General features: G+C 72.6%; 9 protein-coding genes. 5 read left to right on the top strand and 4 right to left on the bottom strand.

All coding sequences use genetic code 11. The features are described from left to right. Window positions 1-6: 6 nt before the first annotated feature. Window positions 7-567: a hypothetical protein gene (locus E8M80_RS03465; RefSeq protein ID WP_137124270.1), complete on the bottom strand. Its 561-nt coding sequence runs from the start codon at window positions 565-567 to the stop codon at window positions 7-9. A gap of 182 nt (window positions 568-749) precedes the next feature. Here E8M80_RS03465 and E8M80_RS03470 point away from each other — a divergent pair, with 182 nt between their 5' ends. Both E8M80_RS03470 and E8M80_RS03475 read left to right on the top strand, forming a co-directional pair. Next, window positions 750-1,634 (top strand): 2-hydroxy-3-oxopropionate reductase, encoded by an 885-nt coding sequence (locus E8M80_RS03470; RefSeq protein ID WP_137124271.1) that lies wholly within the window; start codon window positions 750-752, stop codon window positions 1,632-1,634. A gap of 112 nt (window positions 1,635-1,746) precedes the next feature. Then, entirely contained in the window at window positions 1,747-2,625 is an 879-nt protein-coding gene (locus E8M80_RS03475) for a helix-turn-helix domain-containing protein (RefSeq protein WP_137124272.1), read from the top strand. Window positions 2,626-2,800: 175 nt separating this feature from the next. Here the strand turns inward: E8M80_RS03475 and E8M80_RS03480 are convergent, their stop codons facing one another. Further along, complete coding sequence (locus tag E8M80_RS03480) at window positions 2,801-5,446, bottom strand: GNAT family N-acetyltransferase (RefSeq protein WP_240789873.1); 2,646 nt, start codon at window positions 5,444-5,446, stop codon at window positions 2,801-2,803. A 118-nt stretch (window positions 5,447-5,564) separates the two neighbouring features. Between E8M80_RS03480 and E8M80_RS03485 the strand changes: the two genes are divergently transcribed. After that, entirely contained in the window at window positions 5,565-6,518 is a 954-nt protein-coding gene (locus tag E8M80_RS03485) for an alpha/beta hydrolase (protein WP_137124273.1), read from the top strand. A 135-nt stretch (window positions 6,519-6,653) separates the two neighbouring features. On the opposite strand, the gene E8M80_RS03490 is transcribed toward E8M80_RS03485, so the two are convergent. Beyond that, window positions 6,654-7,733 (bottom strand): SMP-30/gluconolactonase/LRE family protein, encoded by a 1,080-nt coding sequence (locus E8M80_RS03490; protein WP_137124274.1) that lies wholly within the window; start codon window positions 7,731-7,733, stop codon window positions 6,654-6,656. Window positions 7,734-7,936: 203 nt separating this feature from the next. Continuing rightward, a complete protein-coding gene (locus tag E8M80_RS03495; protein ID WP_137124275.1) occupies window positions 7,937-9,121 on the bottom strand; it encodes an alanine--glyoxylate aminotransferase family protein in 1,185 nt (394 codons plus the stop codon). Between the two features lie 153 nt (window positions 9,122-9,274). Here E8M80_RS03495 and E8M80_RS03500 point away from each other — a divergent pair, with 153 nt between their 5' ends. Continuing rightward, window positions 9,275-12,190: an FAD-binding and (Fe-S)-binding domain-containing protein gene (locus E8M80_RS03500; RefSeq protein WP_137124276.1), complete on the top strand. Its 2,916-nt coding sequence runs from the start codon at window positions 9,275-9,277 to the stop codon at window positions 12,188-12,190. Further along, window positions 12,187-12,759 (top strand): DUF924 family protein, encoded by a 573-nt coding sequence (locus E8M80_RS03505; RefSeq protein ID WP_137124277.1) that lies wholly within the window; start codon window positions 12,187-12,189, stop codon window positions 12,757-12,759. Before E8M80_RS03500 ends, E8M80_RS03505 begins: the two co-directional genes overlap by 4 nt. Window positions 12,760-12,823 lie beyond the last annotated feature (64 nt).

The raw sequence follows: 12,823 nt of genomic DNA on the forward strand, positions 1-12,823 counted from the left end.
ACCGCCTCAGCCGGCCCGGCGCGCCAGGGCCGGGCGGCGGGGCGCATCGCAGGCGCGGGCGAAATCGGTCATCTCCCGCACCAGCGCATCGCGGCCGACCGAGACGCCGACCGCCTCACCGATGACGAGCCGCGCCTCGGCGTCCCGGGCGTCGGGGTAATCGGCCCGCGCCTGCGCGAGCGCCACCCGGAAGGCCGCCCGGTCGAGGCTGAGGCTGATGCTCCGGTCGTGGTAGCCGGCCGGAACGACGCGCACCTCCGCCCAGCCGCCGGCGGGGTCGCCGAAGCCGAAGGCCACTGCCGTGCCGTCGGGCGCGCGGACGCCCTTCACCGCGATCGTCCAGGCGTCCGGCCGGGGGCATGCGAGTTCTACGGTCAGGCTGGCAAAGGGAAGTCCGAGGCCGGTGCCGAGCACCGACAGCACCGGCCGCCCGGTCGCCGGGTCCTGGTACCGCACGAAACTGTCCTGCGCAGACGCCATCGCCGGGGCGCCGAGCAACGCCGCGGCCAGCGCCACCCCGCGGAGGCACGACCGCCGCGACACGACGCAGAAAGGAATGACGCTCATTTTTTGGATCATCCTCCATGGTTTTTCTACCATTGGGATGGTCGCGATGCACGCCCTAACTTTCCCCGCATCGCGTCGCCGCCCGGCTGCGGCATGTTCGGCGCCGCGCTCCTCGGCTATGTCTCGCGGCGGCGGCCCGTCGGCCCGCCGCACGCACCACGCGCCGCTTCGGAGAGAAACGCATGAAGATCGCCTTCATCGGCCTCGGCATCATGGGCCGTCCGATGGCCGGACACCTGAAGGTCGCAGGCCACGACATCACCGTGGTCGAGCGCGCGAGCCTGACGGCCGAGGACCGGGCGAATTTCGCCGTCGCCCCGGACGCCGCCGCGGCTGCGGCCGGCGCCGAGGCCGTCATTCTTATGGTGCCCGACACCCCCGACGTTGAGGCGGTGCTGTTCGGCGCCCGGGGCGTGGCCGAGGGCGTGAAGCCCGGCGCCCTCGTGATCGACATGTCCTCGATCAGCCCGACCGCGACCAAGGGCTTCGCCGAGAAGCTCGCGGCAAGGGGGGCCGACTACGTCGATGCCCCCGTCTCGGGCGGCGAGGTCGGCGCGAAGCAGGCCACCCTGACCATCATGTGCGGCGGCACCGAGGCCGCCTTCGCCCGCGCGAAGCCCCTGTTCGAGGCGATGGGCAAGAACATCACCCTGGTCGGGCCGGTCGGCGCCGGGCAGACTTGCAAGGTCGCCAACCAGATCATCGTCGCGCTGACGATCGAGGCGGTGGCCGAGGCGCTGACCTTCGCCTCCAAGGCCGGCGCCGATCCGGCCAAGGTACGCCAGGCGCTGATGGGCGGACTTGCCACCTCCCGCATCCTGGAACTGCACGGGGAGCGCATGATCAAGCGCACCTTCGCGCCCGGCTTCCGCATCCGGCTGCACCAGAAGGACCTGAACCTGGCGCTACAGGCCGGGCGGGACCTCGGCGTGGCGCTTCCCAACACCGCCTCCACGCAGCAATTGTTCGCGGCCGTCGCGGCGGCGGGCGGGGCCGATCTCGACCATTCGGGGCTGGTCAAGGCGCTCGAGACGCTGGCGGCGCACAAGGTGGCCGAGGACAGCTGAGCATATCCCGGGCGCGGCACCCGGCCCCGCCCGATGGAGGCTGCGGAATAGTGTCTCGAAAACCGATGCGTTATCGCTTATCCTGATACGGGCTTCGTGTCCGGAGGGTGAGATGCGGTTTGCGGAAATCGGTCAGCAATTGCGGGCCTACCGCCTGGAATCGGGATTGCGGGCGGAGGAAATCGCCGCCCGCCTCGGCGTGTCGCGCGCGGCCCTCTACCGTTACGAGAAGGGGGAGGTGATCAAGCTCGACACCATCCGCCGGCTCGCGGAACTGCTGAAGATCTCGCCACTGTCGTTGCTCGGCATCGGCGTCGAGTATTTCGCCCGCCCCGCCGCCTTCCAGGAACGCCTCCGCCAGGTCGAGGAGCAGTCCGACCAGGTACTGCAGGTGGGCGGTGCGCTCTGCTACCCCGTGACCACCGACGCCTTCGACGGCGCCATCGGCGAAGCCTGGACCGAAGCGGCGGAAGCCGCGCCCGACCGTCTGCTCGCGCGCACGCAGGTCGAGCAGATGCTCGGTCTGCTGACCGCGCGGAAGCGCCTGCAGCAGGCGCGCAAGCCCAACATCACCGCCATCCTGGGCGAGGGCTCTCTGCGCCGGATGCTCGCCGACGGCGTGGCGCCCGGCCTCTCGCTCTCGGAGCGTGCGCGCACGCGCTGCCGCCTCGCCGCCCGGGCTGAGGTCCAGGCCATCGCCGACCAGATGGAAAGCGTGCCGATCGGCCTGCAGCTCGGCCTGATCGCGGGCGTCGAGCCCTCCGGCCCCTTCGCGGTGCTGCGCGGGCGCGAGCGCGCCCATGTCGTCGGCAGCGCCTTCCCGCCGGACACCCATCCCGCGGCGGCAGCCGGCGTATCCTTCATCACCTCGGCCGACGAGGCGATCGGCACCCACCAGCGCGTGGCCGAGACCGCGTGGCGGGAGGCGCTCAAGGGCAGCGAGGCGGCCGCACGGGTCCGCGCCATCCTGGAGGAGGTGCCGGTCGCCTGAGGGCGGCGCGGCCCCGCCCGGGCGCGTCCCGGGGACAGCCGCCGGTCGGCGACCATCGCCCTTGGCGTGAAGCCAGGGAGGATCCACAGGCCGGCAGCTTGGATCGAATTTCAGGCTGGCCGTTCAAGACAATGATTTTTCTATATATATAACGATTCCAGGGGCGCCGTCCGCGTCACAGCCCGCGCCGCGCTTCCATCACCTCGGCATCCTCGGCGCTGGCCCGCACCCGGAAGCCGAGCGCCCTGACGAAGCCCAGCATCGGGGCGTTGTCGGCCAGCACCGAGCCGACGACCTCGCGCACGCCGACCTCCTGCCCCCATTCGAACAGGCGCTCCATCAGGTGCCGCGCGAGGCCCTGGCCCTTCCACGACGCCTCGACGATGACCGCGAATTCCGCCTCCGCCCCGCCGGGCTCCCGGATCAGGCGCGAGACGCCGACCGTGCGGTCCGGCGCGCCGGGGACCGCCTCGACCGCCACGAAGGCGATCTCCCGGTCGTAGTCGATCTGCGTCATCCGCGCGATCTGCGCAGGGCTGAGTTCCGCCAGCGCCGAGAAGAAGCGATATCGGATGTCCTCCGGCGTCAGGCGCGCGAAGAACTCGGCATGGGCCGCGGCGTCCTCGGGGCGGATCGGGCGCACCATCACCTGTCGGCCGTCCCGCCCGCGCCAGGGGCGCGCGAGCTCAGCCGGATAGGGCGGGATGGCGAGCAACGCCCGCTGCCCCTCCGGCCGCATCCTGACGGCGGCATCAAGAGCGAGGACACCTTCGGAATCCGCCAGCAAGGGGTTGATATTGCAGCATTCGATCTCGGGGAAGTCGACCGCGATTTGCGACAGCCGCACCAGCGCATCCGCGATCGCCGGGACATTCGCCGGCGCCAGGTCACGCCACCCCGCGAGAAGCCGCGCCGTGCGCGTCCGCCCGATCAACGCCCGCGCCAGGGTGAGGTTCAACGGCGGCAGGTCGAAGCCCTCGTCGGGGTCGATGTCCGCCGCCGTGCCACCGCGGCCGAAGCCGATCCAGGGGCCGAACATCGCATCCTCGCCGAGGCGCAGCCGCAATTCCTGGCCCCGCCCCGCCTGGCGCTGCACCAGGAAGCCCGACAGGCGCGCATCAGGCCGCGCCGCCGCGATGCGCGCCGCCATCGCCGCCGCGGCCTCCCGCACAGCGGCGGCCGATGCGAGGCCGAGCACGACGCCGCCCACCTCCGTCTTGCGCGGAAGATCCGGGCTCAGGATCTTGAGGACGATCGGAAAACCGAGCATGGCGGCGGCGGCCCCCGCTTCCTCGGGACCGGGGACGGCGCGACCCGGCACCGTCGGCACGCCATAGGCGGCGAGCACCGCGAGCGCCTCCTCCTCCGTGAGGTCGTGCCGGCCCTGCGCCCGCAGCCGGGCCAGCAGCGCCGCGACAGTCACCCTGTCGGGCGCGAGATCGAGCACGTCCCGGGCCGGCAGTTCCGCCGCGACAGCCCGGTTGCGCCGGTCATCGGCCAGGTGCAGCGCGCCGCGCACAGCGGCCTCGGGCGTGTCGAACACCGGCACGCCCGCGGCGGCGAGGCGCGCCCGCTGCGGGCCCGCCGTCGCCTGCCCGGGCCAGCCGACCAGGATGGGCGCGCCGCGGCTCGCCGCGACCGCGGCAGCCAGGCCTTCCCGCACGAGGTCGGGGTCGGCGTCGGCCATCGGGGCATGCAGCGCGACAACGGTGTCGACCTCCGGCAGGGCCGCGACCATGGCGGCAGCCTCCCCGAGCCGGGCTGCCCCCGACGGGCCGAGCGCCAGTGGATTGCGGCCGCTCCAGCCCTCCGGCAGGCCGAGCGCGATGGCGGCGAGCCCCGGGTTCCCCAGTTCGGCGAGCCGCCCGCCGCCGGCCAGGACCGCATCGGCGGCGAGCGCGCCGAGCCCGATGCCGTCCGTCACAACCGCGATCCGGTCGCCCGGCCCGGTGCGTCGCAGGCTCCGCCGCGTCAGCGCAAGTGTCTCGGCGGCCACGAGGAAGGCCTCGAGCCCCGCGACGCGCAGCACACCCGCGCGGCGGAGCGCCGCCTCCATCACCTCGTCCGCCAGGCCGCTGCCATCGGCCAGGCGCCCCCCGGCGCGGATCGCGACCACCGGCCGGGTGCGCGCCGCGGCCCGGGCGGCCGAGACGAACATGCGCCGGTTCTTGATCCGCCGGAGGTCAAGCAGGATCGCCGCCGTCCCGGCATCCCGCGCCAGCCAGTCAAGCACGCCGGCGAAGCCGTAGTCCTGGTTGCCGCCGATGCCGACGACATGGCTGAAGCCGACGCTTTCCGCCGCCGCCCAGTCGAGCACGGTTCGCGCGATGGCCGAGGATTGCGTGACCAGCGCCAGCCGCCCCGCGGCGGGGGCGATGTGGCTCAGCGTCGCGTTGAGGCCGATCGCGGGAACCGCCACGCCGAAGGACCCCTGGCCGAGCGCGCGCACGCCCGTCTCGGCCGCGATCACGCCGAGGTCGGGCGCCGCGCCCGGCACAACGGCCGCGTGGCAGCCCCGCGCCGCGAGGTCCCGCATCGCCGCCGGCAGCCGCGCCGCCGGCAGGCAGAGCACCGCGAGGTCGGGCGCGACCGGGAGCTCCGCGATGCTCGCAGCCGGCTCGAACCCCGCGGGCTCGCCGCCCACGGCCATGAGGCGCCCGCGGAAGCCCCCGCCGGCCAGGTTGCGCGCGAGGACCGGCGCCTCGGCACTCGCCGCGTCGAGCAGCAGTACGACGCTCTCCGGGCGGAGCAGCGCCCGGTCGCGGAAGCCCCCGGCGCGCGCGGGCTGGATGAAGGCATCCGGCATTGTGCGGTGCAGCATGACGCTCGCATCCCCATCCCGCAACCACCTCAAGGTGCCAGCGGCCCCGCGCCCGCGCCACCCCCTTGCCGTCGCGCCCCGCCGGGCTTCCACTGCGGCCCTGCACAGGGAGCGATGCATGAGTCAGGACCGCTGGGACCCCGAGATGCGCGCCTTCACGGCGATGATGGAAGACCGCGCCCGCGCCTTCCCGCCCGTCGACATGACGGGGCCGATGGATGCGGCGCGCGCCGCGAATGACGGTCCGGGGTTGACGCTCGCCGCCGGCGGGCCGCGCATGGCCGAGAGCACCGATCGCTGGCTGTCCGTCCGCGGTCGCCGGCTGCTCTGCCGCGTCCACCGGCCGACCACGACCGGCCCCCTGCCCGTCATGGTCTATATCCATGGCGGCGGGTGGGTCTGGGGCAGCGTGGACACGCACGACCACATCATGCGGGGCTATGCCATGGCCGCGAATTGCGCGGTCGTCGGCCCCGACTACGCGCTGAGTCCCGAGGCGCCCTTCCCCCAGGCGCTCGAGGAATGCGCGGCGGTGGTGCGCTGGGTGGCGGCGCACGGGGCCGAATGGGGCCTCGACACCTCCCGCATCGTGGTGGGCGGCGATTCGGCCGGGGGCAACCTGGCCGTGGCCACGGCGCTGCTGCTGCGCGAGACGGACCCGGCGCTGGCGCTGCGCGGGCTGCTGCTGAACTACGGCGTCTTCGATTCCCGCACCGACACGGCGTCCTATCGAGACTTCGGCACCGGCCACACGCTGACGCAGGAGAAGATGGACTTCTACTGGCGCTGCTACGCGCCGCGGGAGGCGGACCGGCTGCACCCGCTGGCCGCGCCGCTCCGCGCCGACCTGCGCGGCCTGCCGCCCTGCCTGCTGCATGTCGCGGAACTCGACGTGCTGGCCGCCGAGAATGCCGCGATGGAAGCCCGCCTGCGCGAAGCCGGCGTCGCGGTGGAGGCGACGACCTTCCCCGGCGTGCTGCACGGCTTCCTGCGCGCGGCCGGGCATGTGGCCGCCGCCGACCGCGCCATCGCGGAAGCGAGCGCCTGGCTCGCCCGGCGCCTTGCCTCCTGAAGCCGAACCCGCTTCGTCGAGATGCAGCCCGGCTTCGCGCGGTAGGATGCGGCGGACGGGCGCCGCCCGCCGGCCATGGCGAACCCGGATGCCGAAGCGATCCGGGTCCGCCGCGCGCAGGGTTTATGGGCCGGCTCAGCAGAAATGGGCGCCGCGGGTCTCGACCGGCACCATGTAGAGCGACTGGCTGGCCGTCATGAACAGCCGGTTGCGCCGCGTGCCGCCGAAGCAGACGTTGGAGCAGATCTCGGGCAGCCTGATCAGCCCGATGCGCGCGCCGTCCGGGGCGAACACGTGCACCCCGTCATAGCCATCGCCTACCCAGCCGGCGCCGGCCCAGACGTTGCCGGCCTCGTCGCAGCGGATGCCGTCGGCGAAGCCGGTCTTGCCGTCCATGGTCATGTCGGCGAAGGCGCGCGGATTGGTCAGGCGCGCCCCGTCCACGTCGAAGGCCCAGATGATGCTGCGCGCCTGCTCGTAGTGGCTCTTCCCGGTGTCCGCGACATAGAGGATCCGGTAGTCGGGCGAGAAGCAGAGCCCGTTCGGCTTGAACGGCTGGTCGGCCACCTTCGCCACCTGGCCTGTCGCGGCGTCGATCCGGTAGATTGCCTCCTTGATGAAGGGGCGCGGGCTGGCGGATGATTCAGGCACGCGGTTGCCCTCGTAGTCCATCAGCCCGCCATATCCGGGGTCGGTGAACCACAGCGCGCCGTCGGCCGGGTGCACGACGCCGTCATTGGGCGCGTTGAAGGGCCCGTCCGGGCCGCGCGCGGCGAGCACCGTGACATTGCCGTGGGGCTCGTAGCGCACGACGTCGCGGTGGAAGTGGCGGAAGGCGATCTGCCGCCCCTCGCGGTCGAAGGTATTGCCGTTCGAATAGCCGGCGGGGCTGCGGAAGCGACGGGAGGTGCGCAGGTCCTCCTCGGTCACGCGCAGGCATTCGTCGTTCGGGATGTCCGACCAGATCAGGAAGCGGCCGGTGGCATGCCAGGCCGGCCCTTCGGCCCAGCCCATGCCGGTGTGCAGCCGCCGGATCGACGTATTGCCGAGCCGGGCCGAGAAGCGCCGCGGGTCGAGGGCGACGATGTCCGGGTCGGGGTAGCGCGTGGGCGGTGCGCCGGGCCCGTAGGATCGCTGCGCGACGGCAGGCGCGGCAGCGAGGGATGCGGCGGCGGCAACGAAGCCGCGCCGCGACAGCGGTGCGATGGCAGTCATTGGTCGTCCTCCCACGTCCGCGGCCATGGGCCGGCCGCGGTGGAGGCATCATGCGCCTTGCCGGCTGCCGGCGGCCGATGACATGCGCGTGAGAGCGCCGACGATACCGACGGGCGACGCCGCCCCGCCCGGGGACGGCGCGGCGGGCGGGACGGACGCCCCTGCCCCGGTGCCTTCAGGGGCCGCCCAGGGCCAGGTTCCGCTCAGGCATTGCCCGAAAGGTACTCCATCGCCGCCAGGACGCCGCCCGCCTTGTATGGCACGCCGGCCGCTCGCAGCCCCATCTCGACCCCGCCCAGCGTGCCGACCAGCTGCAGGTCGCCGAAATCGCCGAGGTGGCCGATGCGGAACACGCGGTCGTTGAGCTGCCCGAGGCCGTTGCCGAGCGACATGTTGTGCCGTTCCAGGATCGTCGCGCGCAGCGCGTTCGCGCTGTGGCCCTCGGGCAGGCGCACCGCGGTCAGCGCGGAGGAATAGTGCCGCGGATCCGCGCACTGGATCTCGAAGCCCCAGTGCCGCACGGCGCGGCGCGTGGCTTCCGCGTGGCGGTCATGGCGGGCGAAGACGTTGTCCAGCCCTTCCTCCAGCAGCATGTCGACGGCGGCGTCGAGGCCATAGAGCAGGTTGGTCGCCGGCGTGTACGGGAAATAGCCGGTGGCGTTGGCCGCCAGCATCGGCTTCCAGTCCCAGAAGGACCGCGGCAGCCTGGCGGTCTCGCTTGCCTTCAGCGCCTTGGCGGAGATCGCGTTGAAGGACAGCCCCGGCGGCAGCATCAGCCCCTTCTGGGACCCGGCCACGGTGACATCCACGCCCCATTCGTCGTGGCGGTAGTCGATCGAGCCGAGCGAGGAGATGGTGTCCACCAGCAGCAGCGCCGGGTGCCCCGCGGCGTCGATGGCGCGGCGGACCTCGTCGACGCGCGAGGTGCAGCCGGTCGAGGTCTCGTTGTGCACCACGCAGACCGCCTTGATGGCATGCGCCTTGTCGTCGCGCAGGCGGGCCTCGATCTGCGCCACGTCGGCGCCGCGGCGCCAGTCGGTCTTCACCAGGTCGGTCACGATGCCGAGCCGGTCGGCCATCTCCTGCCAGAGATGCGCGAACCAGCCGGTCTCGCACATCAGGACCCGGTCGCCTGGCGAGAGCGTATTGGCGAGCGCCGCTTCCCACGCCCCGGTGCCCGAGGCCGGGTAGATGATGACATGCGACTGCGTCTTGAAGGCGTGCCGCACCTTCTCCAGCAGCTGCGTGCCGAACCGGCCGAAATCCGGCCCGCGATGGTCCATCGTCGGGTTGTCCATGGCGCGCAGGACCCGGTCCGGCACGTTGGTCGGGCCAGGGATCTGCAGGAAATGACGGCCGGCGACGGGCTTGGACTGGAAATAGGCCATGGGGCGGTTCCCTCTCTCTCGGGGCGCTTCATGCCCCGAAGCACCGCGCCGCGCCAATGAGTTCGGCTTGTGCGATCCATCAGGAGTATCCATTCGTGGACCACGCGCGCGGGCGGTAGGCTCGGCGCGTCGCCAGCCTCGGGACCGCGCCGCATGAATGTCGTCACCAGCACCCGCCCGACCCTCGGGGACAGCCGCCTCGCCGCCCGCCTGCGGCGAGAGACGCGGGGCGAGGTGCTGTTCGCCGCCGCCGACCGCGGGCGCTATGCGACGGACGCCTCGATCTACCAGGTCGAGCCACACGGCGTGCTGGTCCCCCGCTCGATCGAGGACGTGCAGGCGGCCATGGCACTGTGCCGGGAGGACGGCATCCCTGTGCTGCCGCGTGGCGGCGGCACCAGCCAGTGTGGGCAGACGGTGAACCGTGCGCTGGTGCTGGACTGCACGAAGTACCTGCGCGACGTCATCGAGGTCGACCCGGCGGCGCAGCGCGCGCGCGTACAGCCCGGCATCACGCTGGGCGCGCTGAACGACGCGCTGAAGCCGCACGGCCTGTTCTTCCCGGTCGATCCCTCCACCTGGCAGCGCTGCACGATCGGCGGCATGGCGGGGAACAATTCCTGCGGGTCGAAATCCATCCGCTACGGCCTGATGGCCGACAACGTCACCGCCATCGACGCGCTGCTGGCCGACGGCTCCCGCTTCACCTTCGCCGACCTGCCCGACAACCTCGGCGGCGACGTTCCCGCAACGACTGCCGACCTCATCCAGCGCCTGCGCGCCCTCGGCGCGCGGGAAGCGGAGGAGATCGCCGCCCGCTTCCCGAACCAGTTGCGCCGCGTCGGCGGCTACAACATCGAGAGTCTGACACCGGCCGCCCGCGCCGAGGGCCGTGGCAACCTCGCGCGCCTCCTGGTTGGCTCCGAAGGCACGCTGGCCTTCTCCGCCGCGCTCGACCTGAAACTGTGGCCGATCAAGCCGCGCAAGGCGCTCGGCATCTGCCAGTTCCCCACCTTCCGCGCCGCCATGGCGGCGTCCCAGCACCTGGTCACGCTGGACCCGGAGGCGGTGGAGCTGGTGGACCGGACGATGATCGACCTCGGCCGTTCCATCCCGATCTACCGCGCCACCATCGACCGGATGTTGAAGGGCGAGCCGGACAGCCTGCTGATCGTCGAATTCCACGGCCACGACGACGCGCCCCTTCTGCAGGCGCTGGACCGGCTGGAGGAGATGATGGCCGACCTCGGCTTCCCCGGCGCGGTGGTGCGCGCGACCGACGCCGGCTTCCAGGCCGCGATCGCCGAGGTCCGCGAGGCCGGGCTCAACATCATGATGTCCATGAAGGGCGACGGGAAGCCGGTGTCCTTCATCGAGGATTGCGCCGTGGCGCTCCCCGACCTCGCCGACTACACCGAAAAGCTGAACGACGTGTTCGCGAGGCACGGCACCAAGGGCACCTGGTACGCGCATGCCTCGGTCGGCTGCCTGCATGTCCGCCCCGTTTTGAACATGAAGGACGGCGAGGACGTGCGGAAGATGCGCGCCATCGCCGAGGAATGCTTCGCGCTCGTGCGCGAATACAAGGGCAGCCATTCCGGCGAGCACGGCGACGGCATCGTGCGGTCCGAATTCAACGAGACGATGTTCGGCCCCCGAATCGCCCGCGCCTTCGAGGCGGTGAAGGACGCCTTTGACCCGGCGGCCCTTATGAACCCGGGGCGCGTCGTGCGCGCGCCGCGGATGGATGACCGTTCCCTGTTCCGCTACGCGCCCGGCTATGCGGCGGACCCGCAGGTCACGCCGGTGCTCGACTGGTCCGAGCACCCGGGGCCCCTCGGCGGCCTGCTCGGCGCGGTCGAGATGTGCAACAACAACGGCACCTGCCGGAAGTTCGACGCGAACGTCATGTGCCCGTCCTGGCGCGCGACGCGGGACGAGCAGCACCTCACGCGCGGGCGCGCCAACACGCTGCGCCTGGCGCTGACCGGCCAGTTGGGCGCGGGCGCCCTCGCCTCGGATGAGGTGGCCGCGGCGATGGCGCTCTGCGTCTCCTGCAAGGGCTGCAAGCGCGAATGCCCGACCGGCGTCGACATGGCGCGCATGAAGATCGAGGTGCTGGCAGCGCGCGCCAAGGCGCACGGCATCTCCTGGCGGGACCGGATCGTCGCGACACTGCCGCGCTGGGCGCGCTTCGCCTCGCTGCTGCCGCCGGTCGCCAATGCGCGCGACAGCATCCCGGGCCTCGCCGCGCTGTCGGAACGCGTGCTCGGCCTCGCCGCCGAACGGTCGCTGCCGCGCTTCGCCTGGGGAGCCTTCCACGACGCCGAACTGCGCGCGCCCGATGGCCGCGCGGGCGAGGTCATCCTGCTGCCCGACGCCTTCAACCGCTATTTCGAGCCGGAGAACCTGCGCGCCGCCATCCGCGTGCTGCGCGCCGCCGGTTACGACCCAGCCGTGGCCCGGCCGCCGCGCGGCGCCCGGCCGCTCGACGAAGGGCGCACGCTGCTCGCCGCCGGGCTGGTCGAGAAGGCGCGCGCCGAGGCGCGGCGGACGCTGGAGGCGCTGTCCGCCTTCACCTCCCCGGTCATCGGAATCGAGCCTTCCTCGCTCACCACGCTCCGCGACGAATTCCTCGCGCTGCTGCCGGGCGAGCCCGCGCGCGCCCTGGCCGCCCGCGCCTTCCTGCTGTCGGAGTTCCTCGACCGCGAGAAGGCGGTGCTGCCGCTGAAGCCGCTGGAGGCCGAGGCCCATATCCACGGCCATTGCCACCAGAAGGCCTTCGGCGCCTTCACCCCCGCGGTGGCCCTGCTCAGGCGCATCCCAGGGCTGAAGGTGACACCCATCGCATCGTCCTGCTGCGGCATGGCGGGCGCGTTCGGCTACCAGGCGGAAACGCTCGGGGCCTCGAAGGCGATGGCGGAACTCGCGCTGCTGCCGGCAGTGCGCGCCGCGGCGCCTGGCGCCTTCATCGTCGCCGACGGCACCTCCTGCCGTCACCAGATCGCCGACCTCGCCGGCCGCGAGGCGCTGCATTCCGTCCGACTGCTGGAGAGGGCGCTCACATGACGACACCGCAGGATGTGCTGGCCTTCTGGTTCGCCGACGGCCCCGATGCCTGGCGCGAAGCCTGGTTCAAGCGCGACGATACCTTCGACGCCGCCATCCGGGACCGCTTCGGCGCCGACGTCGCCGCAGCGCGCACCGGCGCCCATTCGGGCTGGGCGGACACGGCCGAGGGCGCGCTCGCGCTCGCCATCCTGCTCGACCAGTTCCCGCGCAACCTCTACCGCGGCGCCGCCGAGGCCTTCGCGGCCGACCCGCTGATGCGCGACATCGCGCGCGACGCGGTCCTCGCCCGGCGCTTCGACCGCGTCCTCACGCCGACGCAGCGCGCCTTCCTCTACCTCCCCTTCGAGCACTCGGAATCGATGGCCGACCAGGACCTCTCGGTCGCGCTGTTCGAGGGGCTGCGCGACGACCCCGCGCACGCCAGGCCCGGGGGCACGATCGACTACGCCTGGCGGCACCGCGCCGTGATCGCCCGCTTCGGCCGCTTCCCGCACCGCAACGCGGCGCTCGGGCGCGAGAGCACCGCGGCGGAAGCGGCCTGGCTCGCGGCCGGCGGCGGGTTCTGACGCGGTCCGAAAGGCTTCACTGACGGTCGCGGCGGGATGCGGCAATCTCGCGCGCAGCGATCAA

The organism is Roseomonas sp. HF4 (assembly GCF_005222755.1).
Lineage (GTDB): Bacteria > Pseudomonadota > Alphaproteobacteria > Acetobacterales > Acetobacteraceae > Neoroseomonas.